Below are 23,839 nucleotides of genomic sequence, written 5' to 3' on the forward strand. Positions count from 1 at the left end.
TCAAGATTCAGGCTGGCTCGTATGGGCGCAGATCACCTCGTAGGCCCGCGCGGCGTCCTCGGGGAAGACGAGAACGAGCAGGCGGTGGAGTCGGCCGCGTCGGTCGGTCCGTCCCACAGTGGAACGGATCCCGTTGGCGCGCAGAGTGTCTCTGACGACGTTACCCGCGTGCTCGCTGGCGACGGTGGCCGCGGGGACCAGCAGGCCGTAGTCTTCGGCGTGCCCGGCGCGCCTCCGTCTCATCGGTCGTGCCTTTCGTTGTCGCGGCGCTGCTGGTATTCCCGGAGAACGGCAAGTTGCCTGCGTTCTTCGGTGTGCTCGGTCATCACCAGGCGCTCCGCTTCGGGCGCCGGATCCGGGCGCAGGAACGAGCCCGGTCCGGGCTTGCCCGCGAACCCCAGTTTGTTCATCTTTTTCGGTACCGGGGCGCCTTGATATTCGAGCGGAACCGGGTGGCCGTGGTCGTCGACTGGGCCCAACGGCTGGTGCATCTCGATGTATTCGCCGTGCGGTAAGCGTTTGATCACGCCGGTCTCGATGCCATGGGCGAGTGCCGCGCGATCGCTGCGTTGCAGACCCAGGCACATTCGGTAGGTAAGGAAGTAGGCCGTAGGCGGGCACAGCAGCACCGCGATGCGGAAGAACCAGGTCGTCGCGTTGAGCGAGATGTCGAAGTTCAGTGCGATGATGTCGTTGACACACGCCAGCGTCAGCACCACGTAGAACGTGAGGGCCATGGCGCCGATTGCTGTGCGCACCGGCACGTCTCGCGGCCGCTGCAGCAGATTGTGATGCGCGGTGTCCCTCGAAAGACGCTTCTCGATCCACGGGTACACCATCAGCGCCAAGAGCACCAATCCCATCGCCAGCGCGACCCAGAAGGCTGCCGGCACGGTGTAGTTGCCGATGTACAGTTCCCAAGGCGGCATGAGGCGTGCCATGCCGTCGGTCCACATCAGGTAGAAGTCGGGCTGCGAACCCGCCGATACCTGCGACGGGTTGTAAGGACCCAGGTTCCAAACCGGATTGATCTGGAAAAGGCCACCCATGAACGACACTGTCGCGAGGGTGAACATGAAGAAGGCGCCCTGATCGAGGGAGAACACCGGCACGATACGTGTGCCGACGACGTTGTTCTCGTTCCGGGCTGGTCCGGGAAACTGAGTGTGCTTCTGGTACCAGACGATTCCGATGTGTGCGACGACCAGCGCCGACATGATCGCCGGGAACAGCAGCACGTGCGTGATGTACAGACGGGGGATGATGATGTCGCCGGGGAAATCGCCCGCGAAGATCAGCCAGTGCAACCAGGTGCCCACCACGGGGATGGAAATCGTGAAACCCGAGAAGGCCGCGCGCATGCCGGTACCCGACAGCAGATCGTCAGGCAGCGAATAGCCGAAGAAGCCTTCGAACAGGGCGAGGATCAGCAGTAGTGAGCCGATCACCCAGGTGATCTCGCGTGGGCGGCGGAACGCGCCGGTGAAGAATATCCGGCACATATGCACGATCATCGACGCCACGAAAAGCAACGCGGTCCAATGGTGTACCTGCCGCACGAACAGCCCGCCGCGGACCTCGAAACTGAGATTCAGCGTCGACTCGTAGGCCCGGGACATGGTCAATCCCCGCATGGGCTGGTACGCGCCGTCGTATACCACCTCGCTCATAGAGGGATCGAAGAACAACGTCAGGTACACCCCTGACAGCAGCAGGATGATGAAGCTGTACAGGGCGATCTCGCCGAGCAGGAACGACCAGTGGGTCGGGAATACCTTGTTGATCGAGCGCTTGACGAAGGCGGAAGCGCGGTAACGTTCATCCAGGGCATCTGCTCCCCGTGACATGGTGCTCATAACTGGCGGGACCTCCCGGTCATCGACGGCTGCCCATAAGACATTTCGGGCCGCCGATTTCTGACACGATGTGATGGACATCACCAATGGATCCCCGTAGGCCGGGGGCGAGCGGCCGACGCCGCGGCGGGTACCACCGGTACGTGCTCGGCGAACGTGTACACGGCGTCGATCGCGGTTCTCGATATGAGTGTCCTATCGGCGGATCGAACTGGGCGACAGCGCGTTTGCCCTCGACCGGGCCGGGAGAGGATTGCGGCGTTCGAGCTGAAACCCCGATTCGGGGCACATCACTGGAGGCCGCGCATGCGCCCCGTAATCCTTGACCTCGCCGCGCACGACTACGCGATGATCGACGCGGAGGAATACCTGCGCGCCGTGCTGGCCTGGCATTTCAGCGAGGAGACGGGCAGCCCGTACTGGCTGCGCCGCGCGCGGACATTGGATTTCGATCCCGTCGCCGATATCCGGACCTTCGCCGATCTGCGCCGTTTCCCCAACGTCATCGACGAATTCCGCACGGTCGCGGTGGAGGACTTGATCCCCCGCGGGCTGACCGGCGCCGACCGCGTCATCGCGGGGATCTATGAGAGCGGCGGCACCACCGGTGCGCCGAAACGTTTCGTCATGTTCGACCGCTGGATGCAGTTCGCGCTCGGCTGGGACGAGCACCACTACGCCGGGCTCGGCACGGTGAACACCTTGGCCGTGGCGCCGAGTGGCCCGCACATGTTCGGCGAGTTCGCCGAACGCCGGGCGCGCAGGCACAACGGCGTGCGGTTCACCATCGACCTCGACCCGCGATGGATCAAGCAGATGATCGCGCGGGGCGACACCGAGAACACCGAGCGGTACGCCGAACACGTCGTCGACCAGGTCGCGCAGATCCTCACCACGCAGTCGGTGGGGATCCTGATCACCACTCCGCCGCTGCTGGAGCGCATCGCGCGTCGCGACGACCTGGTGGAGCAGATCCGCCGGAAGATCGAGTTCATCTGCTGGAGCGGCGCGCACATGGACGCCGACACCCGCGACATCTTCCGGCAGGAGATCTTTCCCGGCATCCCGCTCAAAGGGCTCTACGGCAGCACCACCATCCTCGGCATGTCCCGGGAGCGGGACGAGGAGCGCCCCGACGGACTGCCGGTTTTCGACCCGCCGAGCCCCTACCTGGCGTTCGAGGTGGTGGATCCGGAGACCGGCGACGACGTCGGCTACGGCGAGCGCGGTCAGGTCGTGATGCATCACCTCACGAAATACGCTCTGCTGCCCAACAATCCGGAACGGGACCTGGCCATGAAGGTCGAGCCGCCGAAGCAGGGTTCCGGCTGCTCGGTCGCCGATGTCGCGCCGATGACCTCCTTCGGTGGCGCCGAGGTCATCGAGGGGGTGTACTGATGGGCGAGTTCGTGCACATCGACGCCCTCGGTCCGCAGGGCAGCTATCGCGCCCGCGACCGCAAGCCCCTGACGACCTTGTCCGGCATCGAGATCGGGGAGATCTCCCAGGTGCCGCCGCTGTATGTGCGCCGGGCGCTGACGGCCATGCGCAAGGCGCCGGTGCTGCCCGCCGCCGAGCGATTCGCGGTGCTGGAACGGGCGGCCGACCTGTTCACCGACGCCGAGATCGGCGGGCTCGGACCCGACGAATACGCGCGACTGGTCAGCGTCGCGTCGGGAGTCCCGCTGGCCGTCGTGCGGCAGTCGGTGCAATGGGTCGCCGATGTACTGCGCGAGCAGCGCGACACCCTCGAACTCGCGATGCCGAAGGGCGCGGTGGCGGATTGGCAGGACCGGCGCACCCTCGCCGGATGCGCCGTCTGGACGCGCAGGGGCGATCTATTCGCGGTGCACGCGGCGGGAAACACCCCGGCGGTGCACGGTTTGTGGCCGGAGGCGCTCGCGTTGGGCTACAAGGTGGCGGTGCGGCCGTCGACCAGGGAGCCGTTTACCGCTTTTCGCCTGGTCAGCGCTCTGCGCATGGCGGGGTTGCCGCCGGAGCTGGTCACGCTGCTGCCGACCGACTACGAAGCGGCCGACGTGCTGGTGGCGGAGTCCGATTTCGCCATCGTCTACGGCGGGCAGGACGTGGTCGACAAGTACGGTGGCAGCGCGCGGGTGCTCACCCAGGGGCCGGGGCGCTCGAAGATCCTGGTGACCTCGGACGTGGACTGGCGAGCTGAGGTCGAGCTGATCGCCGAGTCGGTGAGCCACCTCGGCGGTACCGCCTGCACCTGCACTACCGCGGTGCTGGTCGAGGGCGATCCGGAGCCGCTGGCGCGTGCGCTCGCCGCGGAGTTGGGGGCCATTCCCAGCCTGCCGCCCGAGCACCCGGATGCCATCCTCACCGTGCAGCCCACCGAGTCCGCGGCGGCGATGGACCGCTACCTGCGTCGGGTCGCGGGCGACGCGCGCCCGCTGCTCGGTGGTGACACCATCGTGGACGAACTGTCGCCCGGCGCGGTGGTGCTGCGCCCCGCGGTGCACCTCGTCGGCAGCAGCACCGCGCCGCAGCTCGGTGTGGAACTCGCCTTCCCCTGCGTGTGGGTGGGGCCGTGGTCACCCGCCGACGGCGTCGCCCCGCTGCGCGATTCGCTGGTTCTCACGGCGATGACCGAGCGGCGCGAACTCATCGACGCGCTGCTGGACGAGCCGACGATCACCAACCTCTATCTGGGTGACCATCCGACCACGTGGTTGCGTCCGGGGGTCCCGCACGACAGCTATCTCGGCGAGTTCCTCATGCGGACCAAGGGAATGATCCGTTCGGCGGCGACCCGACCGCGCACACCGGTCGGCTAGCCCGCGCCAGGTTCCGTTGGCGTGACCCGTCGGTGCAGGGTCAGCAGGAGATGATCGAAGCGGGTGCGCTGCTGCACCAGCGCACCACCCATCGCGACGACGTCGGCGACGAGCTGCTCGGCCAGCGCGCGGATCTTGATGTTGGTCTCCTGCGAGCGCCAGCGCAGCACCCGGAACGCCTGATCGGCGTTGACGCCGTAAACGAACATCACGACGCCCTTGGCCTGTTCGATCACCGCTCGCGCGTCGATCACGTCCGGCAGCAGGTCGTCGAGGGCTTCCTGCCGGTTGTCTTCGAGCGTCTCGGTGACATCGATGAGGTAACCGGCGGAACCCACCACGGCGCCCTGCCCGTCGAACAGCTGGTCGCCGATGACGATCACGTCGTGCGTCTCGTTCTCGGTGTCGATGATCCGGTGACGGGTGCAGAACGGCGACGCGGTCTCGATGGCCTCGGCGAGCGTCTGGGCGACGCGCTCGCGGTCGTCGGGGTGCAGGTGGCGTTGCAGAAGTTCGGTGGACGGCTCGGCTTCTCCCGGTGCGTACCCGTAAATCGTGGCGGCGTCGTCCGACCATTCCCACCGCTGGTCGGCGAACCAGAAACTAAAGCTGCCGATATCGGGGCAACCACCGAGCATCTTGCGTGCAGTCTCCTGCTCGCACTGACCTATCTCCGTCACCGGTCCAGTATGGCGCGTAAACAAGTCCAGGTCAGGCGGGAGGGGCGGTGCTGCGTGACCGACCGGTGACCGGCTCGTGACTGCGCATCGCCCGGCCCAAGGAAGAAGTGAAACGGGAACGGCCGCGAATCGAAGTCGTCTGCGAAGATCCATTGAGAAACCGATGTCTGAAATCGGTCTTCTTATTGGTATTCCATGGTTGCCGAAGGCTAGCGTCGACAGTGTCGTCGCTGACGATCCAGACGCGTGGGATCGATACCTCCAGGTGCCACGTGGACCAGCGCGACGGGACTCGATGACGCGAACCCCGACCGAGCGGGTTCCGGACGACGGAGACAACACACCATGTCGAAGATCCTTTTCGTGATGACCGGAGTCGACCACTGGACGCTGGCCGACGGGACGAAGCACCCGACCGGCTTCTGGGCCGAGGAATTCGTGGTGCCCTTCGAAAAGCTGAAAGGGGCGGGACACGAGATCGTGGTGGCCACGCCCGGCGGCGTCGTACCGAGCGTGGACAAAGGCAGCCTCGCGCCCGAGGCCAACGGCGGTCAGGAGACCGCAGATCATCGAGCGCGGGTGATCGGCACGAGCGCCGAGTTGAACAACCCTGTCGACCTGGCGAAGGTGGACCTCGCCGACTACGCGGCGGTGTTCTACCCCGGCGGGCACGGGCCGATGGAAGATCTCGCGGTCGACGCCGACTCCGGTCGGCTGCTCGCCACCATCCTGACCTCCGGCAAGCCGCTGGCGGTCGTGTGCCATGCGCCCGCGGCTCTGCTCGCCGCCAAGGGTGAAGATGGCGCGAACCTGTTCGCGGGCTATGCCTTGACCGGGTTCACCAATGCCGAAGAGACCCAAGCGGGCTTCGCGGACAAGGCCCGATGGTTGTTGCAAGACCGGCTCGTCGAGATCGGCGCCGACTTCCGCGAGGCCGATCCGTGGGCGCCGAATGTGGTGGTGGACCGCACGCTGATCACCGGCCAGAATCCGGCTTCCTCCGCAGGGGTGGCGGACGAACTGCTGAAAACTCTCGGTTGATCACGGGACCCGTCTACCCGATCGCTGAAGGGTGAGCGGCGGCCGCGTCGCCGTCCCGATCGGGGCAGTCTGCATGCCAGGTCGGCCGCGGGATCGCTCAGGATCGGTGGTATGCCGGTGGTAGGCGGTACCCGCGGCCGGACAGCAGTGTGCGGAGTACGTCCGGGCGATTCGTGATGAGACCGTCCACCCCGAGGTCGAGCAGAGCGGTCATGGTGGGCTGGTCATCGACCGTCCATGGCACCACCCGCATGCCGCGGCGATGTGCGGCGCGGACGAGTTCGGGCGTGGTGAACGGCCGGTAGTCGGGGTCGTTGACGGTGCCGTCCTGCGGAGTGCCGTGCACCGGCGAGATCGCGGCCGCGCCGATGGCCGCCGCGGCCGCGACGTACTTCTCCTGCAACGATCCCGGAAAGTCGTCGATATCCATACCATCCAGCCACGGTGAGCCACCGGGCTCTCCGGCTTGCAATTTCGGCCGGCCGTCGGTCAACGCGACGGTCGGCAGCTCGGGGGCCATCTCCCGCAGGCGCGTCAAGGCGCCGAAGTCGAAACTCTGGACAGTGACCTGCCGCCCGATGCCCGCCCGGCGGATCTCCGCCACGACGGCGTCCACGAACTGCTCGCGCGGCGCGGTCTGTTCCGGGGCGGCGGCCTCGACCTTGGTCTCGATGTTCAGCATCACCTGATCGGCGCCATACGCGCGCACCAGATCGAATACCTCGGCCAGCAACGGCATTCGCGCTCCCGGCGCCCTGCGCTGCTCCGGGTGATCCGCGGACGGCACCGAACCGCAATCGATCGTCCGCACCTGAGCCAGCGTCAGGTCCCGGATGTAGGTAGTCCCCGGCACATACGGGAACTTCGGGTCGCCCGCGACGGCCGGCGCCGTGTCCACGCACTTCGCCGGACTCGGATCGCGATCGTGGGTGACCACCGCGTATCCGTCCGCGGTGATCTGCACGTCCAGCTCCAGCGTGCTCACCCCGAGTTCCAACGCGTTCGCGAACGCGGGCAGCGTATTCTCCGCCACCAGCCCCGCCCCACCTCGATGGGCTTGCAGATCGAACGCGGCCGGACCATCGGCCGCCACCGGTCCCGCCGCCGTCAGCGCACCGCCCGCCACCAGCCCCGCTACCACACCGGCTGCGCACATCCGCCGCATCACTTCATCGTGCCGCTCTGCGACCGCTCCGGGGTGAAGAAGCGATGAACGGACAGGCAACCGTCGAGGCGAACCCGGCCTCGACGAGACCGGGCCTGCGCACGTTGCCACCCCAGAGTGAATGGGGCAGCGCGGTCGGGATCGGCCTCATGCGGACGTATTGACAAGGCTGAGGCATCTTCTCTAATCTCTTCTCCAACGAAGAAACTGCACCAGAGATGAAACATCTTGTAAGCAGTAACTGCTGTGGGAAGGGATTTCACCATGACGTCGGCTATCGCAGGGACCGAACCGACTGCCTCGCGCAGTCCGCGACGACGCACCGTGGTCCGAGCCGTGGGGGTCGCCGTGCTGACGCTCGGCGTCGTCGGCGGAGGCGGGTACCTGTGGCTGGACCGGACCTCGGATGTCCGCAGTGCCGGCGTCATGGAGTGCACGCAGGTCGTTGCTGACGGTGGCAGCGCCGACGACCTGCGGGCCGTGTGCGGGACCATCGCCGCCATGACGGCGGCCTGGGCCCGCAACGACGCCGACGCGTTCGGCGCGACCTTCACCGAAAATGCCACCTACACCACCTTTCTGGGCACCCACTACGTGGGCCGCCGCGATCTGACCGAGGCGCACCGTGCCCTGTTCTCGGGATTCCTGAAGGGCACCGAACTCGCCGACTCCTTTCTCGGAGTGCGCTTCTACGGTGCCGACGTGGCGATCGTCACCAGCCGAGGTGACCGCTACGAAGGCGATCGCCCGGCGGAGTTGTCCAAGACGCAGACTTACACGTTGGTGCGCGAAGCCGACAGCCAGTGGCGGATCGCCAGTTTCCACAACACCAAGCGGCAGCCGGTCATGGAGCGCATCTCGTTCCTGTTCGACCCGGCGACGAAGCCGGAGGCCGAACGGTGAGAGCGTTGGTGACCGGCGCCAGCGCCGGGATCGGACGCGCATTCGCGAAATCGCTGGCAGCACAGGGCTATTCGGTGACCGTCGTGGCGCGCGGGACCGAAGCGCTGGAGATGTTGCTCGCCGAACTCGGTGACGGACACGACTATCTCGCCGCCGACCTCGGCACCCAAGAGGGACTGCGGGCGGTCGCGGAACGGCTTCGCGGCGGTGGTTACACGCTGCTGGTCAACAATGCCGGGACCGCCGCGCACGGCGATTTCACCGAGGTTGCGCTCGAAGCGTCGATCGCCACGTTGGAGGTGAACTGCCGGGCGGTGGTCGTGCTGGCCCACGCCTTCCTCGGTGCGGCCGCTCCCGGCGGCGTCCTGGTGAACGTGTCCTCCACGCTCGGGCACATACCGAAGCCGGGCCTCGCCGTCTACAGCGCTACCAAGGCGTTCGTCACGGCCTTGTCCGAAACGCTGTGGCACGAACAGCGAGCACGCGGCGTACGGGTGCTGGCTCTGTGCCCCGGCGTCACCGCCACCGCCTCGCAAACCGCCACCGATGTACCGCCCTGGCTGGTCCAGACACCCGAGCAGGTGGTGGACCGTGCGCGAAAAGCTCTGTCCGGCGGGTCCGGTTCCGTCGTACTCACCAGCCCGTTCAACCGGGCACTCATCGCCGTATTGCGGCTGTTCCCCCGCCGGGCCGCCCTGGCCCTGCTGGCCGACTGAAGGAGATCGAAATGACCACCAGCACCGACACCGCCGCCATCCGCGCCCTCATCGAGCGCAGCAGGCAAGCGTGGGATCGCGGCGACGGCGCCGCCTACGGCGCCTGCTTCACCGACGACGCCACGGACATCACCTATGTCGGCACCGTCTACCACGGCGGTGCGGAGATCGGCCGGGCCCACCAAGCGCTGTTCGACAGCTTCCTGAAGGGCACGCGTCTGACCGTGGACATCGTCGAAATCCGTTGCTACGGAACGGATGCCGCCGTAGTCGTGACCCGCGGTGAATCCTCGAAGCGGCGGCCGGGCAAGCTCGGCAAACTCGCGACCTACACCGTCGTCCGCGACACCGCCGGACAGTGGCGCATCGCGGCCGTGCAGAAGACCCAGCGCAAGCCGCTGATGGAGGCCGTGTCCTTCTTGACCCAGCCCGCCACCCGGCCCGCGGCGCACTGATGGCCGCCATCGCGGTCCTGGGCGCCACCGGCCGAACGGGGCGGATGGTGGTCGACCGGGCGCTGGCACGAGGACATCGCGTCACCGCGATCGTCCGCCCGGCCACTACCGCGGCGTCCGCGCTCGGATCGACCGTGGTGACGGCCGACCCGTGTGCCGCGGGATCGTTGACCGGCTTGCTCGGCGGGTACGACGCGGTGATCTCCGCGCTCGGCGCGACCGGGCGCGGCCCCGCCACCGTCTACTCCGCCGCCACCGCCGAGATCATCGCCGCCATGCGTCCGGGCGGGCGGCTGCTGGTGATCTCCTCGGCGGCGCTGGACGTCCCGGCGGACGCGGGGCCGGGCGCCAGAGTCCTCGCCGCCGTCCTGCGGAGGGTCATGCGGCACACTTACTCGGATATGGCGCGCATGGAACACCTACTCGCGCAGAGTGATCTGCGCTGGACCTCCGTCCGCCCCACGGGATTGACCGATGCGCAGGCCGACGGCAGCCCGCGCGTCTCGGTGGGAGCGAAAGGTAAGGTCGGTCCCCGCACTTCGCGCGCCGACCTCGCCGACTATCTCCTCGACGCCATCGACGACCCGCACACCTACCGGTCCGTTGTCGCTGTCTCGTCCTGATCGCGACCAACGCGGCGAGCTGTTGGTCGAGGCTTTCCGGGCACGGCTGACCGAGCGTGAGGAGTGGGCGCCGTTCCTCGACATCGGCAGGGTAGCTATATGGACCAGGAGACATCACGGCGAGGCGCCGACCTGCTGGCGGCCGACATCGAGTCGGCTCTCGGTTTCGAGGTGCACATCGATGAAACGATCCCCGAGCGGCTTCGCCGCCTGGCGGATCCACCGGGATGGCGGATCGAATTCACCGTCCCGGCCTTGAGCGTCGTAATTGGCACCACCCCCGTCGAGCGCACTCCCGACGGTGTGGCGTGCAGACTGGCCCGGGAAGTCCACGACGACATCCTGTCCCGCAGTGGAAAGATCTGGCCCGCCGACCCCGAGGGTGGGGACCAACCGTTGCTCCCCACTCTCGACGGATGGCGTGGCGCAGGCGGCTTGGTACCGTACGGGCAGGTCGACGCGGCGAAGGATCCTGATCCGAGCCTCGACGGTGTGGTCCGATGGTGGCTGCCCGACACCTACGACGGACTCATCGCCAGCCACTCCGGCGACGTATGGTTCTCCCTCTGGCAATACCAGGGCGACGAACAACTCATCACACCGGGCATGCCGGTGACATGGGTCATCGGCGAAGGCGGACACGGAAAGTACCGCAAGGCAAGCGAAGTCCGACCAGCTCAGCCGTAGCCCAGACGGTTCGGTATTCGGCCCCGGAACCCCGAAGCCTGACCGTGCGGGTCTTGCCCTCCGTTTGCCGACATCGGCTCGCGCATGCCGGAAACGATGGGTGACATTGCCACCAGATGGGAACGATGTGTCACGAAATGCCTGGTGACGGGGCCACCAGGGAACGTGTATCGTCGCCTATCAGCGGCACAGCGGCAGTTTGCGCAGGCCTGAACAGCAGTTTCCTCTCAGGCCATGGATGCGTGTGTCGCTCATTCGGTTCGGGCATCGGCAATTTTCGTGAATGTGCGAGAACGAGCGGGAAACCAGTTCGCCACCCCCGGTAATCGACCGGCGCACGGTGGTAGGGAGAGTGGAGCGATGGCGGGAGGCGAACTGCGTCACGGGGTCGAATTGTCCAATCTCGATCAGCCGTTGTTCGACGAGGCCGAGGCGAGCAAAAGGGATCTGGTGGACTATCTGGAGTTCGCCGGGGAACGGTTACTGGGAGTGTTGCGCGGACGGCCGCTGTCGGTGGTACGGGTGCGGCCGGGGCAGGAGCCGTTCATGCAGAAAAACCTCCCGAAGTACACGCCGGAGTGGGTGGCGCGGACGAAGGTCTGGGCGGAGAGTTCGCGGCGGGAGATCACCTACGCGCTTTGTGACCACCTGCGGACCCTGATCTGGTTCGGTAATCAGCGGGCGGTCGAATATCACCCGACCCTGTTCCTCGCGGAATCCGCACCGGAACCCACACATCTTGTGCTCGATCTCGATCCCGCACCGGGACAGACTTTCGCCGACGCCGTGGCAGGCGCCCGGCTGATCCGGGAAGCGCTGACTGCGGACGGGCTGTCCGGAGCAGTGAAGACGAGCGGTTCCAGAGGATTGCACGTGTTCGTGCCGGTGGTCCCGGGGACCGATGTCGAGGACGCGGCCGCGGCGACGCGGGCGGTGGCGGCGCGAGCCGAGCGGATCGATCCGTCGGTCGGCACGACAGCGTTCATCCGGGAAGACCGCCACGGCAAGGTCTTTCTCGACGCCACCCGTGCGGGTGGCGCCACCGTGGCCGCCGCCTACAGTCCGCGTATCCGTCCGGGTGTCACCGTGTCGTTCCCGCTGCGCTGGTCGGACCTCGACGAGGTGACGCCGTCCGATTTCACTGTGCGGACCGTGCCGGACCTGCTCGGCGACAACGATCCGTGGCAGGCGGAGATGCCTGCCCCGCAGCATCTTCCCCCGGATCTGATCGAGGAGGGACACACGATTCCAGTGGCCCGGGTTCAGGCCATGCACGAGGGCAAACGGCGCGCCCGGGCACGCCGCGCGGCGGACGCGCCCCCGACCAGCTGATCCCGTCCGTGTCGGCACCGAACACGCGCGAGTACGCCAGGAAGTCGCCGGTCAGCATGGACTTCACCGCTTCGAGATCGTGGTCGAGGGTTTCCGGCGTGTAGGACAACAGCGCGACCGTGCCGCGGGAGGCGGCATCGAGCGCCGCCGCGGCGTCGCCGTCGGTTCGGTTGTCCGCCGGTTATTGGAGGAACAACAGCATCCGGCCGAGGTGATCGAGGTACCGGGCGTGTCGAGTGGGCAGCGGTTCGAGATCGTGTCCGCCGCCCTGCCCGGCGGCAACGCCGAAGCGCCCGCGCCCCTGAGCCACGATCCGGACACGGTCGTGCAAGCAAACAAGACGAGTATCTGCGGGCCTTCCGCGACTACTTGTTCGGACATCGCCCGCAGCCGATCTACCCTCCCGGCCCCGGACGGCTTCCACTCGATGCGGGACAACACGATCCGAGGAACGAGCAAGAGCCCTCAGGGCCGAGAACATCCGACAACGCCGGATAGTGCGCAGATCATGGGAACTGCGCAGCGAGATCCGCGAGTTCCTGCGAACCGCCGCGCGCGGCTGACCCGCGGCAGGCCGGGCTGCCCGCCTACGGCGGCAACCGTCACGTGGCCGGGTTGCGCCGCGAAGAGGTCGCCCTGCTCGCCGGGGTGACATCTCTGCTACGCACTCCTTAATGCTCGCCTTGGGCAGTCACTCCCAACACTGGGACGAGCGGAGGTGAAGGGCGGGCACTGCTGCCCGCGCAACCCAGCGTGCGACCCCGATCGCCAACCCTCAACCAGGATGATCCGGCAACGCTGTGACCCGGTCGAACACGGAAGGTTATCGGTCGCCGGCTATTCCGTGCGTGCGTTCCGGTCCGTGTCCGGGGCCGCCACGGACAACGCTGGGTGCCCGACCAGGCGGCGTCATCACCGCCGCTTACGGGTGCCTCGCCTGCCCTATCCACAAGAGTTTTCCACTTCCGACAGACGCGTTAGTTGAGCACCAGGGGTAGTTGCGTTAGTTGAGCTGTTGCGGTACCGCCGTGAACCCCGTCTCGCCGACGGTGATGACGCAGTGCGCGTCATGCCGGTCGAGCTCGTGCAGCGCTTCCAACAAATGGGTGGACATCAGCGATTGCCACTGTTGCCATTTCTGGTCTTCGGGATAGAGCGAGGACTTGCTCACCTCGACGTAGTAGGCGCGCAGTTCATCGTCCGTGACCGCGAACTCGATAGGCACATCCAGTCGTTCACCGCCACGCCCGGTGATCTGCAAGCCCTGATCCGACGACGAGATCTCCACCTGCCACTCGCGGCCTGCCGCGATCACCGATTGCGTCAGTTCGGCTGTGGTGGGGTGCGAGCTAGGCACGACATTTACCTCCAGGGAACGCGGTGACGATGACGCCGTTATCGACGATGACTGTGGGTTCGACGGTTTTCGCGATCTGCCCGTTGACGTGGTTGACCAAGTATATCTGCCCTGAGTAACAGGTTCTGGCGCCCTGCGGGACAACGAGGTCGGGGGTATCCAACGATTTACTGATCGCCATGTCGGCGATGTCGCGCCAGTTGCGGTTTTCTATCGCTGCAAGCCCTTGCCACTCCTCGCCGTGCTTGGTTTGGATGTGCCGGAATCCATAGCCGGTGTTACCGCAGGTCAACCGCGCTTTGCTGTACTTCGCGACAACTTTGTCTTCGGGAGTGCTGATACCGCACGCTCCCCACACTTGCTGTGCGGAAGCTGTTGGCGCGGAACCGATCACGGCGGGAATCGTCGCTGCGATCAAGGCAACGATGGTGAGTTTCGTGTGGTTCATGGTCTCCCCATTGGGTGTTGCGATGCATGCGCATCAGCAGCGCCTCCGAATCCGTCCACGACGCCCTGGCCACCGCGCTGCAAGCCCCGCTGAACGCAACGCGAGGGTCAGATGGTGACGACGATTTTGCCGACCTGATGTCCCTGTTCCAGGTGGTGGTGTGCGGCGACGATGTCGTCGAGGGTGAACACGCTGTCGATCGTGGGGTGCAGGGCGCCGGTGCGGATTCCCGCGGTCAGGAATGCCGCGATGCGGCGCACCGCCACAGGGTCGAGGGTGTGCTCGAAGCTCATGTACCGGATCATCGTGATCGGGCTGGCCGGGAACGGCGCGGGCCGGGGATCGAGCCAGCCCACCGTGACCAGGGTGCCGCTGAATGGCTTTGCCGCGTCGGCCAGTTGGGCCAGGCCGGGACCCATGACGGAGTCCAAGACGATGTCGGCGCCGGCCCCGGCGGTGTGCCGGTGCGTGGCCTCGACGACATCGTCGTGGTCGGTGACGATGACAGCGGCGGCGCCGGTGGCCAGCAAGATGTCCCGCTTCGCGGCGTGCCGGGTGACGGCTAGGGGAACAGCGCCGATCTGGTTGGCGATCTGGATGGCGGCGAGGCCGACAGAGCTGGAGGCGGCGGTGATCAGGACATGGTGACCGGGTCGCATCGCGACCTTCTCGACGAGGGCGCCGTAGGCGGTGGAGTAGGCCACCCATAGCGCTGCGGCGCTCGTGGCGTCCAGTCCGGCGGGTCGAGCGATGACCCGATCGGCGGGCAGGACGATGTGTTCGGCGTAGGTGCCGTTGATGTCCATGTCGGGCACGGCGGTGACGACGACCGCATCGCCGATCGCCCATCCCTCGACCTCGGCGCCGAGGGCATCGATCGTTCCGGTTGCTTCGACTCCGAGACGGGCGTGTGGCATTCGGATCGGCCGCGGGGACATGCCCGCACGCACCATCTGGTCCAGTCGGTTGATGCCGATGGCTTCGACCTTGATTCGCACCTCGTCGATGCCCGGGTCGCCGACCGGCTCGTCGATGATGCGCAGGACTTCGGGGGCGCCGGTCTCGTCGAAGACGACGACTCGTGACATGGAAGGCTCCTGACTCAAATTTCTTGTACAGTCGTTCTAGGAACAATTTCTAGTACAGTCGTTTTAGGAATGTCAATCCGCGAACGAGGGAGCGCAACGATGGCAGGGCGGCCGGTCGACCATCGACACCGGGAAGAGCTGCTCGAGGCGGTGGTCGACTACACGATCGAGCATGGGCTCTCCGAATTGTCGTGGCGGCCGGTCGCGGCAGGCCTCGGGGTCTCACCGACCACCCTGGTGCACCACTTCGGCACCAAAGAACAAATGCTTCAGGCCATCCTCGAGCGGTTGCGGCGGCGCATGTTCGCTGCCACCGGTGATGCGGCGGGCGCGCATCCCGACCTGGCGACGGCAGCCCGCGCGGTCTGGACCCGCAGCTCCGACCCGCGGCGGTGGGCGGAGTTCAAGCTGTTCTTCGCCGTCTACGGGCGCGCTCTGCAAGCTCCGCGCCAATTCGCCGACTTCCTCGACCACGTCGTCACCGACTGGAAGATCGCACTGTGCGAAGCCCAGGCGTCCGACACCGACCCCGAGACCGCGGCTCGCACAGCCACATTGGTGATCGCCACGATCCGCGGCCTGCTGCTCGACCTGCTCGCCACCGGCGACCGCGACCGGGTCCAGGACGCCGCCGAGAGCTTTCTGGGAACCCTCGAGCGCCGGGCGTGACCATCGCGGTGACCCGCGGGCGACACCTCCGGAAATCTCGCTCGGCTAGACGGGGCGGCCGGTGAAGCCGTAGGCGCAGAAGTTCCACACCTCGGGGTCGAGTGGCGACGGTCATCTCGCACGCTCGACGAGCCTTACCGGCTGCGGATTTCAGGCGGCGGCGTTTCGCGAGTCGCCCAGTCGTTTCCGGACGGTGGCCGTGATCCGGCGTCGTCCGGAGCCGGACGTCGAAGCCGCGTAGGCGCTGACGAGTATCAGTGCGCAGCCGGACAACTGGAGCATCGTGGGCTGCTCGCCGAGGACGACCGCCGCCAAGGCGAGCGCACCGACCGGGGTCAGCATGAGCATGGCCGCGCTCACCGTGCTGCTCAGGTGGGCGGTGGCCAGGGCGATCAACAGCCAGCCGCCGATCTGTCCGCACACCGCCGTCAGGGCCAGCCAGCCCAGAGCCGCCCAGCCCGGCGTGAATGTGACCCCTGGCCACAGCGCTCCGACGACGGCCGCGGACAGGAGCACCACCCGGTAGGACTGGACCACCTGCCCGTTGTGCCCGCCGCGGCGCAGGAGGAACAGGAACGCCGAGTAGCACAACGCGGCGAGGACGGCGTGGACCGTGCCCGATACGGGGTCGCTGCCGGAGGCTCCGGTCTCGAAGACGCCGCCGGTGAGCAGGATGCCCGCCACCAGGAACGGCGAGACGACGAGGAACGCGCCCCGAATCGGCTCGCGGTCGATGAGCAGCGCCAGCAGCGGAACGATGACGACCTGCGCGTTCACCAGCACCGCGGTCAATCCGGCGCCGACCTCGTAGATCGCTCGCGTCCACAGCAGCGCATCCGCGGCGAACAGCACACCGGCGGTGACGGCGACCGCGGCCTGTCGCCAGGACAGCGCACCTTCCCGGCCCCGTTCACCACCGGCCAGCGGCCACAGCAACGGCAACGCGAGCGCACAACGGAAGAACGTGGCGGTGGCCGGTGCGACGCCGGACAGATCGATGAAGACCCCCGATGTCGCGACGCCGAGCGCGCCCACGGCCATCGCCGACCGGGGCCGTGCCCGAACTCCGCGCGACACCGCTACCAGAAATCGCTGCCGCCGCGAACCATTGAGCATCGGCCGACGCTACAACCGAAGGATCGGCGAGGGCATCCGATTATCCGCGCGATGGCGAGGTGCGCAGGCGATTGGACCGGAGCACTGGTTCGAACGCGCGTGGCGTCGTGCTGAGATTCGGTGTGAATCCTTTTCCCGAGGTCGGTCCTCTCATAGTCGTGCCGGCAACCGGGTCGGCACGATAACGAGGAGGTCGTTGTGATCATTGCCGCTATCGCTGTCGCCGCCGTGCTGGTCGGCTGGTGTAGCGTGACGCTGCTTCGCCGCCGGAGCCGCTCCCGTGACTGACCGGATCTGGCCCGACGAACAATTGGTCGTGGCGGCGCGCGAAGGCGACGCCGCGGCGATCACCACGCTGGTATCGGGCTCCTATCCGCATGTCCGCCGGTTCGCCCACACACTGTGCGCCTCCGCCGAAGACGCGGAGGACGCCGCACAGGAGGCGCTGATCATCCTCTACCGCAAGATCGGGACCTTGCGGGCCTCCGGCGCGTTGGCGTCGTGGATGTTCCGCATCGTCCGCAACGAGTGCCTGCGGCAGTGGCGAACGAAGATCAGGCAGCCCGAGCCGATTCCGGACGCCGCCGTGGCGTCGGCCGAGGAGGAGGCGGTGCGGCGGCTCGAAGCGGGCCGGGTGGCGGCCGTGATCGCGGCGCTGCCCGCCGACCAGCGGCGGGTACTGATCATGCGCGATGTGCAGGGATACAGCGGCCGCACGGTCGCGGGCATGCTCGGGCTCAGCGTCGCGGCGATGAAGTCACGGCTGCACCGCGCCCGCGCGACGGTCCAGCACGAGCTGCGGAACACACCGTGGCCGGACTCCGGAGAGGAGCGAACGAAATGACCGACGAGCGAAGCTTCGCCAGCGCCTCGGTGCCCCGGCACCTGGCCCGCGGAGTCGCGGGCTTCGGCGCGCTGATCGGCGCGATCGCATTGCTGCCGGTATTCGGGGCGTTCAGCTTGCTGCTCGCGCCGGTGGGTCTGCTCGCACTGCGCGGGTGCCCGACCTGCTGGGCGATCGGATTGGTGCAGACGATCTCCCGGGGCCGGTTGCGGCGTTCGTGCGTCGACGGTCAGTGTCGATTGACCCCTGCCGGGCACGGTCGGACAGAGCACACGACAGTCGATCAAGTGCCCGACTCGGCGGTATCGCTCTTCGCCGATCACCGTGTCGCGGTTCGGTCACCGCGGGACTTCTCACGCCGGGACTGACGGGGCCGTCGTCCATCGAGGCCGAGCGCATGATCGCGGGGTGCGCTCGGCTCGGTGCGGTCCGGGTCGCTGTGCGCCGCTGAGCTGCCGAATTCCCTCCGGACAGGTTTCAGCACCGATTCACGTGTCCATCAGCACGTTCCGGACACGAGTCACTGGCGCGCGACTTCGCGCCGGATGGGGAACGAAAGCGCGGGCCCATTCCGCCCGCGTCACATCCCGTTGTCCTCGTCTGCCGTGGCGTCGCCGAACGCCGCGACCGCGCAGGCGACGGTGCAGCTGGCGTGATCCGAGAGCTGCTCGAGGGTGATCACGCTGCCGGTGATCGCTATCGGTGGGGTGACCGGCAGTACGCGGACTCGGAGGGAATCGGTTTCGGCGATCTGGTCCGCCGGAAGCAAGGCCCAGCTGTGCGGGTCGGAACCGATCTCGACCACGGCGTCCTGGGTGGTTCCGATAGGCCGGCCGAACTTCGGACGGACTCCGGCTTCTCGGAACGCGGCGTCGATCGCGTCGTGCAGCGGCGGATCGGACTGCCGGGACGGGACCCGCAGTGCGTCCCCGGCCAGGTCGGTGATGGCGGCTACGCCGCGCGCCGCGGCGGGATGATCTCTGGACACCACCGCGCGCAGCGGTTCCGACCACGTCGGTGAGACGATGAGCCCCGGCGCGGAGACCACACCGCGGGCCAGCGCCAAGTCGAGTTCGCCGCGCCGCAACGCGTTCAGCCGCTCGACGACCGGCAGATCGACGAGGACGACTTCGAACGCCGGGGTGTGTTCGCGCAGCGCATCGATGCCGCGCTCGAGGCGGGCGGTCAGTCCTGCTGTCGTGCCGATGCGTACTGTCGCGGCGGGCCGACCGGCGACAGCGCGAACTCGGTCGGCGGCGGCGAGCGCGTCCCGCGCCGCGGCGAGCACGCGACGCCCCGCCTCGGTGAGCTGGACGCGGCGTGGCGATCTGTCGAACAGCCGGACCCCCAGTTCTCGTTCCAGTCGTGCGATCTGCTGGCTGACCGCCGGTTGCACGATGCGCAGCCGCTCGGCGGCCCGGCCGAAATGGAGCTCCTCGGCGACGGCGACGAAGTATCGCAGAGCACGTAATTCCACTGTGCCTCCCGTCGGTACCTGCGGCGATCACATCATGTTATTGCTGCGCAGCGGAATCGGGTCTGGCTGCCTCCAACCATCCCGTGCTGGAGTCGAAGTCATGAGCATCGAACTGGGTACGCTCGGAGCCCACCTGCGCCACAGCGAGGTGACCCTGCGGCAAGCGGCCGAAATCGAAAGATCCGGGTACGGCGCGTTGTGGCTGACCATCTCGCCACCCGCCGATCTGACCGTGGCCGAGCGGATACTCGACGCCACAGAGCATCTCGTGGTCGGCACCGCCGTGGTGAACATCTGGACCACCGACGCGAGGACGGTGGCCGCTTCCTACCACCGGATCGCGGCCGAACACCCCGATCGGTTGATCCTCGGGATCGGCGCCGGACATCGCGAAACGGATCCGGAGTACGCGTCGCCCTACGACGCGATGGTGGCTTACCTCGCCGAGCTGGCCGACGCCGGTGTGCCCTCGGACCGGGTGGTGCTGGCGGCATTGGGGCCGAGGATGCTGCGCCTGGTGCGCGACCGCGCCGCCGGGACGATCCCGGTTCTGGTGACGCCCGAATATATTCGGCGAGCGCGGGAGATCCTCGGCGCTCGCCCGCTGGTGTTGCCCGGCCAAATGGTGGTGCTGGACAGCGATGTCGAACGAGGCCGCGCGACCGGCAGAGCCCACGCCGCGGCCCCTGCCTTGCACGTCGCCAACTACACCGCCAATCTGCGCCGCATCGGCTTCACCGACGCCGACCTCACCGAGCCGGGCAGCGATCGCCTGATCGACGCTCTCGTGCTGCACGGCGATCCGGCCACCGTGGCCGCGGGCATCCGGGTCTCCCTCGAAGCGGGCGCGAACCACGTCGGCCTCACCGCCCTCGGCGACGACCCGATCGGCACGCTCCGTACGATCGCCGACGCGGTATTCAGCGCCGTGCCACGGAACTGACACCGGCTACCCGTTCGTTTACGAACCGCCTGGCCTCATCGAATTCGCCCGATGCAGGCCGTCGGAGGGCTGTTCGCCATGTCGACGGACGCGGTGCGGTTCTTGTTCCGGAGACCGTTCCAGACCAGAGCGTTCCTCGAGCAGTCATGGTTCATCGTGCGGGTTCGATCGGCACGGAAACGCCACCGGCACCGCTGTGCTGGTTCGGCTTCGAACCCGGTCGCTCGACACCACTCGCCACTGGAACCTCACCCGGGCGTGTGGCAGGCGAAAGTGGCGGTGTCCCGCGTCGGCGATCTCAACGAGTGGGATCGGTGATGCGGCGCAGGGCTTCGGCGAGGTCGCTTCCGGTCGGCGCGCTCTCGGGGTCGATGAGGTATTGCGCTGCGACGCCGGTGAGCAGGGCTTGATAAAGGGTGCCGAGACTGCGCGCCGCGCCGGTGTCGGTTTCGGCGACGCCGTCGAAGAGTCGGGCCAAGCCGGAACGGGCCTCGTCGAGGTTCTCGGCGAGCCGGGCGCGGGCCTCGGGGTGGGCCAGCGCGTCGAAGGTGGCCGACCACACCCCGCGATGGGCGGCGAGCGTGGCCAGCACCGCGTCCCAGCGGTCGGCGAAGCGCTGCCACGGGTCGGTCTCGTCGGGCAACTGGGTGAGCGCGTGTTCGAGATCGGTGCCCCATTCGCGGGTCGCCTCGGCCAGCGCTTCGGTGAGCAGGGCCTCTTTGGTGCCGAAGTGGTAGCCGATGGCCGCCATGCTCACCCCGGCGGCGGTGGCGATGTCGCGCACCGTGGTACGTGCGTAGCCCTTGTCGAACAGGCAGCGGCGTGCGCCTGCCAGCAGATCCTCACGGTTTCCCATATGGATCATGGTAGCGCAATCGCATTAGACATTTGTCTTGCGCAGATGCGCAACACGGTTGTACGGTTCGTGGCATGCGGCAGATGAGCAATCGAAACGTCCTGATCTCCGGCGCCAGCATCGCCGGTCCCGCCCTGGCCTTCTGGCTGAAGCGCTACGGGTTCACCCCGACGATCGTGGAGAAATCGCCGACCCTGCGCGAGGGCGGGCAGGCCATCGACGTGCTGGGCACCGCCACCGAGGTGGTGCGGCGCATGGGCCTGCTCGACCGGGTGCACGAGATGAGTACGGGCAAGCGCGGCACCTCCTACGTCGACGCCACCGGCAGAACGCGGGCCAGCATCAGCAGCGAGACGTTCAACGGTGTCGGTGCCAACGGGGACACCGAGATCCAGCGTGGCGATCTCGCGCGAGTGTTGTATGAGGCCACCAGCGAGGACGTCGAATACCTCTTCGGCGACTCCATCACCGCTCTGGTGCAGGACGAGGAGGGCGTGCGGGTGAGCTTCGAGCACGCCCAACCGCGCACCTTCGACCTGGTCATCGGCGCCGACGGCGTTCATTCCCACACGCGCACATTGGTTTTCGGGCCGGAGTCGCAGTTCGCGCGGCATATGGGCTACTACATCTGCATCTACACGATCCCGAACTTCCTCGACCTCGATCACTGGGAGCTGGACTACAACACTCCCGACAAGATCGCCGGAGCCTACAGCGCCCGGGAGAACACGCGAGCCAAAGCGATTTTCGCGTGGGCATCCGATCCGATCGACTACGACTACCGCGACATCGAGCAACAGAAGAAGATCGTCGCCGACACCTTCGCCGGCCTCGGCTGGCAGGTGCCGCAACTGCTCGCCCACCTCGATCCCGCGCCGGATTTCTATTTCGACGCGATGGCGCAGATTCGCATGGACAGCTGGCACAAGGGCCGCATCGCCCTCGTCGGTGACGCAGGCTACTGCGCGTCACCGCTGTCCGGGCAGGGCGCGGACCTCTCCCTGGTCGGCGCCTACACCCTCGCGGGCGAGTTGGCCGCCGCCGCAGGCGATCACAGCATCGCGTTCGCTCGCTACGAACAACGGATGCGGCCCATGGTCGACGCCTGCCAGAAGTTCGCCGAGGGCGTGGGCGGGTGGTACGCACCCGCGAGCAAGGCGATGATTCGCTTCCGCGATCTCAACGTGCGCCTGCTGCCGTACCTGCCGTGGCGGGGCCTGATCGGCGGCGCCCCGCAGAAAGTCGCCCGCACCATCTCGGCCGGAGATTACGCGGACCTCGAGCGAGCCTCAGGGCGTTAATTCGGGTGACTCCTACCGTGACATGGTCGATACTCGACCGTTCATGGGTCGATGTCCGGAGGCGGGGAAGTGAAGTTGGCGGAGGCGTTGGCGTTGCGCGCGGATTCGGCGCGCCGGATCGAACAGTTGCGTGCTCGGATCGTGAGTAACGCTCGCTTTCAGGAGGGGGAGGAGCCCGCTGAGGACGCGGCGGATCTGCTGGCGGAGGCGGGACAGGTGCTCGGTGAATACGAGACGCTGATCCGGCGCATCAATCGGACCAACGCCGCCGCGCGGATCGGAGACGACGGCACCTTGACCGACGCGCTGGCCCGCCGGGATGCGTTGCGGCTGCGGCACTCTCTCGTCACGGCTGCGGCGGACGCCGCGGCGGGCAAGGGGCAGCCCGGGTACGCGCGCCAGTTGCGATCCGAGTTGAAGATGTTCTCGGCGTTGCCGGTTGCGGAACTGCGCGGGCAGGCCGATGACCTCGCCAAGGAACTGCGGGAACTCGACGTGCGCATCCAGCGCTCCAACTGGGAGGTCGACCTGCTGGATTGACGCGAGAGGTGGAGCGGGTAGCCGTCACGGAGGCGTGCACGAACCCGACGGGCCGACGGGATATTCGGCCCACTTTCTCGGCGCACGAGGGGCAGTGCGAGGGGTTCGATTCCCCGCCTCACACCGCAGCCCAGCACCGCGCACACGAGACAGTGCACAGCACACAGCACACCACCATGTGCAGATCCGTGACGACGAGGGCGGGTAAGGGGCACTCCACCTCTCGCGTCGACCCCAGAGTGCGCCGCACGGCAGGGGGCGGCAGGCCGGGGCGTACGTCGTCGTCGACGGTGATGACGAATCCGCTGTGGGCGCCCAGGTCCGCGACGTCCGCGATCTGCGCCGTGCCCGCGTGGTACCCCCCCCGGCGAAAGCGCCCGCGTCGAAGGTCCGATCGGATTTCCGGCGCGCTCCGTGTGGGCGGCCCGGGACATCAGGGTGCCGGTCGCCCGGAGCGCCTACGCAGCAGCAGCAGCAGGGCGAAGAGCAGCACGAGGACGCTGGCGAAGGCCAGACCGCCCAGCCGGGTGGCGCTGCTCGCACCGGCGGCTTGGAGCATTTGGAGCATGTCGATCGGCTCGGCCGGTTTGCGCGCTGGGGTCTCGGTGGCCGGTGTCGCGGCGACACCGGCCACCGGCACCGCCGACAACGTGCCTGGCTCCGGCCCGGCATGCGCCGAACCCGATCTACGTGGTCCCGAGTTCGCCGAGGTCACCCTGTTCGAGTACGTCGGCGCGGACGACGACAGCGTCATCTCGGTGGCCCCGGCGACCTGCCGAAGGGCTGGGTCCCAACGCACCAACTGAGCACGTGCTCGGTGATTCGACCGCTTGCGCACACGGTCCTCGACGTGCTGCTCTTCGCCGGCGCGGCTCCCGCTTCTCCCACTCGCGCCCGGCCGGGAGTGGATCGGGAGATGTGCCACAGCGCTCCAGCGCCGA

General features: G+C 67.4%; 27 protein-coding genes and 2 pseudogenes. 18 read left to right on the forward strand and 11 right to left on the reverse strand.

The window, feature by feature from the left end:
- Positions 1–243, reverse strand: a complete 243-nt coding sequence (locus ACL03I_RS11825) for a hypothetical protein (protein WP_355075083.1) — start codon at positions 241–243, stop codon at positions 1–3.
- Complete coding sequence (gene qcrB, locus ACL03I_RS11830) at positions 240–1,847, reverse strand: cytochrome bc1 complex cytochrome b subunit (RefSeq protein WP_412806037.1); 1,608 nt, start codon at positions 1,845–1,847, stop codon at positions 240–242. Before qcrB ends, ACL03I_RS11825 begins: the two co-directional genes overlap by 4 nt.
- Positions 1,848–2,162: 315 nt before the next feature.
- Between qcrB and ACL03I_RS11835 the strand changes: the two genes are divergently transcribed.
- Positions 2,163–3,254 (forward strand): AMP-binding protein, encoded by a 1,092-nt coding sequence (locus ACL03I_RS11835; protein WP_355075085.1) that lies wholly within the window; start codon positions 2,163–2,165, stop codon positions 3,252–3,254.
- Positions 3,254–4,657: an aldehyde dehydrogenase family protein gene (locus tag ACL03I_RS11840; RefSeq protein WP_355075087.1), complete on the forward strand. Its 1,404-nt coding sequence runs from the start codon at positions 3,254–3,256 to the stop codon at positions 4,655–4,657. Before ACL03I_RS11835 ends, ACL03I_RS11840 begins: the two co-directional genes overlap by 1 nt.
- Here ACL03I_RS11840 and ACL03I_RS11845 read toward each other — a convergent pair.
- Positions 4,654–5,337, reverse strand: a complete 684-nt coding sequence (locus tag ACL03I_RS11845) for a PAS and ANTAR domain-containing protein (RefSeq protein ID WP_412805898.1) — start codon at positions 5,335–5,337, stop codon at positions 4,654–4,656. The two genes, ACL03I_RS11840 and ACL03I_RS11845, sit on opposite strands and share 4 nt — an antisense overlap.
- A gap of 345 nt (positions 5,338–5,682) precedes the next feature.
- On the opposite strand from ACL03I_RS11845, the gene ACL03I_RS11850 reads away from it, so the two are divergent.
- The gene (locus ACL03I_RS11850; RefSeq protein ID WP_355075091.1) at positions 5,683–6,378 is read left to right on the forward strand and encodes a type 1 glutamine amidotransferase domain-containing protein; all 696 of its coding nucleotides are present in this window, start codon (positions 5,683–5,685) and stop codon (positions 6,376–6,378) included.
- A gap of 97 nt (positions 6,379–6,475) precedes the next feature.
- On the opposite strand, the gene ACL03I_RS11855 is transcribed toward ACL03I_RS11850, so the two are convergent.
- Complete coding sequence (locus ACL03I_RS11855) at positions 6,476–7,543, reverse strand: glycerophosphodiester phosphodiesterase family protein (RefSeq protein WP_412805899.1); 1,068 nt, start codon at positions 7,541–7,543, stop codon at positions 6,476–6,478.
- A 264-nt stretch (positions 7,544–7,807) separates the two neighbouring features.
- Here ACL03I_RS11855 and ACL03I_RS11860 point away from each other — a divergent pair, with 264 nt between their 5' ends.
- The 7 genes and pseudogenes from ACL03I_RS11860 to ACL03I_RS11890 form a co-directional block, all read left to right on the forward strand.
- Complete coding sequence (locus tag ACL03I_RS11860; RefSeq protein WP_379253851.1) at positions 7,808–8,446, forward strand: SgcJ/EcaC family oxidoreductase; 639 nt, start codon at positions 7,808–7,810, stop codon at positions 8,444–8,446.
- Entirely contained in the window at positions 8,443–9,162 is a 720-nt protein-coding gene (locus tag ACL03I_RS11865; RefSeq protein WP_412805900.1) for an SDR family NAD(P)-dependent oxidoreductase, read from the forward strand. The genes ACL03I_RS11860 and ACL03I_RS11865 overlap by 4 nt, the downstream gene beginning before the upstream one ends.
- A gap of 11 nt (positions 9,163–9,173) precedes the next feature.
- On the forward strand, positions 9,174–9,617 hold the full coding sequence (locus tag ACL03I_RS11870; protein WP_412805901.1) for an SgcJ/EcaC family oxidoreductase: 444 nt from the start codon (positions 9,174–9,176) through the stop codon (positions 9,615–9,617).
- Complete coding sequence (locus ACL03I_RS11875; RefSeq protein ID WP_355075100.1) at positions 9,617–10,240, forward strand: NAD(P)-dependent oxidoreductase; 624 nt, start codon at positions 9,617–9,619, stop codon at positions 10,238–10,240. The genes ACL03I_RS11870 and ACL03I_RS11875 overlap by 1 nt, the downstream gene beginning before the upstream one ends.
- A 99-nt stretch (positions 10,241–10,339) precedes the next feature.
- Positions 10,340–10,927 (forward strand): hypothetical protein, encoded by a 588-nt coding sequence (locus ACL03I_RS11880; protein ID WP_412805902.1) that lies wholly within the window; start codon positions 10,340–10,342, stop codon positions 10,925–10,927.
- Between the two features lie 360 nt (positions 10,928–11,287).
- The gene (locus ACL03I_RS11885; protein ID WP_397282402.1) at positions 11,288–12,259 is read left to right on the forward strand and encodes a DNA polymerase domain-containing protein; all 972 of its coding nucleotides are present in this window, start codon (positions 11,288–11,290) and stop codon (positions 12,257–12,259) included.
- A gap of 497 nt (positions 12,260–12,756) precedes the next feature.
- Positions 12,757–12,913, forward strand: a pseudogene (locus tag ACL03I_RS11890) (transcriptional regulator); the annotation flags it as partial.
- A 349-nt stretch (positions 12,914–13,262) separates the two neighbouring features.
- On the opposite strand, the gene ACL03I_RS11895 reads toward ACL03I_RS11890, so the two are convergent.
- The 3 genes from ACL03I_RS11895 to ACL03I_RS11905 all read right to left on the reverse strand — a co-directional run bounded on the left by ACL03I_RS11895 (position 13,263) and on the right by ACL03I_RS11905 (position 15,152).
- The gene (locus ACL03I_RS11895) at positions 13,263–13,616 is read right to left on the reverse strand and encodes a hypothetical protein (protein ID WP_280475415.1); all 354 of its coding nucleotides are present in this window, start codon (positions 13,614–13,616) and stop codon (positions 13,263–13,265) included.
- Complete coding sequence (locus ACL03I_RS11900; RefSeq protein ID WP_412805903.1) at positions 13,609–14,064, reverse strand: hypothetical protein; 456 nt, start codon at positions 14,062–14,064, stop codon at positions 13,609–13,611. Before ACL03I_RS11900 ends, ACL03I_RS11895 begins: the two co-directional genes overlap by 8 nt.
- Positions 14,065–14,171: 107 nt before the next feature.
- Positions 14,172–15,152 carry a zinc-dependent alcohol dehydrogenase family protein gene (locus ACL03I_RS11905; protein ID WP_412805904.1) on the reverse strand — a complete coding sequence of 327 codons (981 nt, stop codon included), beginning with the start codon at positions 15,150–15,152 and terminating at the stop codon, positions 14,172–14,174.
- A 99-nt stretch (positions 15,153–15,251) separates the two neighbouring features.
- On the opposite strand from ACL03I_RS11905, the gene ACL03I_RS11910 reads away from it, so the two are divergent.
- Entirely contained in the window at positions 15,252–15,821 is a 570-nt protein-coding gene (locus ACL03I_RS11910) for a TetR/AcrR family transcriptional regulator (RefSeq protein WP_355075111.1), read from the forward strand.
- Between the two features lie 150 nt (positions 15,822–15,971).
- Here ACL03I_RS11910 and ACL03I_RS11915 read toward each other — a convergent pair whose 3' ends face one another.
- Complete coding sequence (locus ACL03I_RS11915; RefSeq protein ID WP_412805905.1) at positions 15,972–16,937, reverse strand: DMT family transporter; 966 nt, start codon at positions 16,935–16,937, stop codon at positions 15,972–15,974.
- Positions 16,938–17,217: 280 nt separating this feature from the next.
- On the opposite strand from ACL03I_RS11915, the gene ACL03I_RS11920 reads away from it, so the two are divergent.
- Both ACL03I_RS11920 and ACL03I_RS11925 read left to right on the forward strand, forming a co-directional pair.
- Complete coding sequence (locus ACL03I_RS11920; RefSeq protein WP_355075115.1) at positions 17,218–17,781, forward strand: RNA polymerase sigma factor; 564 nt, start codon at positions 17,218–17,220, stop codon at positions 17,779–17,781.
- Positions 17,778–18,149 (forward strand): hypothetical protein, encoded by a 372-nt coding sequence (locus ACL03I_RS11925; protein ID WP_355075117.1) that lies wholly within the window; start codon positions 17,778–17,780, stop codon positions 18,147–18,149. The genes ACL03I_RS11920 and ACL03I_RS11925 overlap by 4 nt, the downstream gene beginning before the upstream one ends.
- Before the next feature lie 212 nt (positions 18,150–18,361).
- Here the strand turns inward: ACL03I_RS11925 and ACL03I_RS11930 are convergent, their stop codons facing one another.
- Positions 18,362–19,258 carry a LysR family transcriptional regulator gene (locus ACL03I_RS11930; protein ID WP_412805906.1) on the reverse strand — a complete coding sequence of 299 codons (897 nt, stop codon included), beginning with the start codon at positions 19,256–19,258 and terminating at the stop codon, positions 18,362–18,364.
- A gap of 100 nt (positions 19,259–19,358) precedes the next feature.
- On the opposite strand from ACL03I_RS11930, the gene ACL03I_RS11935 reads away from it, so the two are divergent.
- Positions 19,359–20,201, forward strand: coding sequence for a TIGR03620 family F420-dependent LLM class oxidoreductase (locus ACL03I_RS11935; RefSeq protein WP_412805907.1), 843 nt, complete (start codon positions 19,359–19,361; stop codon positions 20,199–20,201).
- A gap of 51 nt (positions 20,202–20,252) precedes the next feature.
- Positions 20,253–20,375 (forward strand): annotated as a pseudogene (locus tag ACL03I_RS11940) (ABC transporter permease); the annotation flags it as partial.
- A gap of 124 nt (positions 20,376–20,499) precedes the next feature.
- Here ACL03I_RS11940 and ACL03I_RS11945 read toward each other — a convergent pair.
- On the reverse strand, positions 20,500–21,057 hold the full coding sequence (locus ACL03I_RS11945) for a TetR/AcrR family transcriptional regulator (protein ID WP_412805908.1): 558 nt from the start codon (positions 21,055–21,057) through the stop codon (positions 20,500–20,502).
- A gap of 83 nt (positions 21,058–21,140) precedes the next feature.
- Here ACL03I_RS11945 and ACL03I_RS11950 point away from each other — a divergent pair, with 83 nt between their 5' ends.
- A complete protein-coding gene (locus tag ACL03I_RS11950) occupies positions 21,141–22,358 on the forward strand; it encodes an FAD-dependent monooxygenase (RefSeq protein ID WP_412805909.1) in 1,218 nt (405 codons plus the stop codon).
- A gap of 69 nt (positions 22,359–22,427) precedes the next feature.
- Positions 22,428–22,898: a DIP1984 family protein gene (locus ACL03I_RS11955; protein ID WP_355075129.1), complete on the forward strand. Its 471-nt coding sequence runs from the start codon at positions 22,428–22,430 to the stop codon at positions 22,896–22,898.
- A 433-nt stretch (positions 22,899–23,331) separates the two neighbouring features.
- On the opposite strand, the gene ACL03I_RS11960 is transcribed toward ACL03I_RS11955, so the two are convergent.
- Positions 23,332–23,466, reverse strand: coding sequence for a hypothetical protein (locus ACL03I_RS11960; RefSeq protein WP_412805910.1), 135 nt, complete (start codon positions 23,464–23,466; stop codon positions 23,332–23,334).
- On the opposite strand from ACL03I_RS11960, the gene ACL03I_RS11965 reads away from it, so the two are divergent.
- On the forward strand, positions 23,465–23,704 hold the full coding sequence (locus ACL03I_RS11965) for a hypothetical protein (RefSeq protein ID WP_412805911.1): 240 nt from the start codon (positions 23,465–23,467) through the stop codon (positions 23,702–23,704). The two genes, ACL03I_RS11960 and ACL03I_RS11965, sit on opposite strands and share 2 nt — an antisense overlap.
- The last annotated feature ends 135 nt before the right edge of the window (positions 23,705–23,839 follow it).

The organism is Nocardia sichangensis, assembly GCF_047200615.1.
GTDB lineage: Bacteria > Actinomycetota > Actinomycetes > Mycobacteriales > Mycobacteriaceae > Nocardia > Nocardia sichangensis.

Bases quoted from the DNA above. Each gene is read 5' to 3' on its own strand.
- ACL03I_RS11825 (WP_355075083.1), bottom strand. From the start codon at position 243: ATGAGACGGAGGCGCGCCGGGCACGCCGAAGACTACGGCCTGCTGGTC.
- qcrB (WP_412806037.1), bottom strand. From the start codon at position 1,847: ATGTCACGGGGAGCAGATGCCCTGGATGAACGTTACCGCGCTTCCGCC.
- ACL03I_RS11835 (WP_355075085.1), top strand. From the start codon at position 2,163: ATGCGCCCCGTAATCCTTGACCTCGCCGCGCACGACTACGCGATGATC.
- ACL03I_RS11840 (WP_355075087.1), top strand. From the start codon at position 3,254: ATGGGCGAGTTCGTGCACATCGACGCCCTCGGTCCGCAGGGCAGCTAT.
- ACL03I_RS11850 (WP_355075091.1), top strand. From the start codon at position 5,683: ATGTCGAAGATCCTTTTCGTGATGACCGGAGTCGACCACTGGACGCTG.
- ACL03I_RS11855 (WP_412805899.1), bottom strand. From the start codon at position 7,543: ATGCGGCGGATGTGCGCAGCCGGTGTGGTAGCGGGGCTGGTGGCGGGC.
- ACL03I_RS11860 (WP_379253851.1), top strand. From the start codon at position 7,808: ATGACGTCGGCTATCGCAGGGACCGAACCGACTGCCTCGCGCAGTCCG.
- ACL03I_RS11870 (WP_412805901.1), top strand. From the start codon at position 9,174: ATGACCACCAGCACCGACACCGCCGCCATCCGCGCCCTCATCGAGCGC.
- ACL03I_RS11875 (WP_355075100.1), top strand. From the start codon at position 9,617: ATGGCCGCCATCGCGGTCCTGGGCGCCACCGGCCGAACGGGGCGGATG.
- ACL03I_RS11880 (WP_412805902.1), top strand. From the start codon at position 10,340: ATGGACCAGGAGACATCACGGCGAGGCGCCGACCTGCTGGCGGCCGAC.
- ACL03I_RS11885 (WP_397282402.1), top strand. From the start codon at position 11,288: ATGGCGGGAGGCGAACTGCGTCACGGGGTCGAATTGTCCAATCTCGAT.
- ACL03I_RS11900 (WP_412805903.1), bottom strand. From the start codon at position 14,064: ATGAACCACACGAAACTCACCATCGTTGCCTTGATCGCAGCGACGATT.
- ACL03I_RS11905 (WP_412805904.1), bottom strand. From the start codon at position 15,152: ATGTCACGAGTCGTCGTCTTCGACGAGACCGGCGCCCCCGAAGTCCTG.
- ACL03I_RS11910 (WP_355075111.1), top strand. From the start codon at position 15,252: ATGGCAGGGCGGCCGGTCGACCATCGACACCGGGAAGAGCTGCTCGAG.
- ACL03I_RS11915 (WP_412805905.1), bottom strand. From the start codon at position 16,937: ATGCTCAATGGTTCGCGGCGGCAGCGATTTCTGGTAGCGGTGTCGCGC.
- ACL03I_RS11925 (WP_355075117.1), top strand. From the start codon at position 17,778: ATGACCGACGAGCGAAGCTTCGCCAGCGCCTCGGTGCCCCGGCACCTG.
- ACL03I_RS11935 (WP_412805907.1), top strand. From the start codon at position 19,359: ATGAGCATCGAACTGGGTACGCTCGGAGCCCACCTGCGCCACAGCGAG.
- ACL03I_RS11945 (WP_412805908.1), bottom strand. From the start codon at position 21,057: ATGGGAAACCGTGAGGATCTGCTGGCAGGCGCACGCCGCTGCCTGTTC.
- ACL03I_RS11950 (WP_412805909.1), top strand. From the start codon at position 21,141: ATGAGCAATCGAAACGTCCTGATCTCCGGCGCCAGCATCGCCGGTCCC.
- ACL03I_RS11965 (WP_412805911.1), top strand. From the start codon at position 23,465: ATGTCGATCGGCTCGGCCGGTTTGCGCGCTGGGGTCTCGGTGGCCGGT.
- ACL03I_RS11960 (WP_412805910.1), bottom strand. From the start codon at position 23,466: ATGCTCCAAATGCTCCAAGCCGCCGGTGCGAGCAGCGCCACCCGGCTG.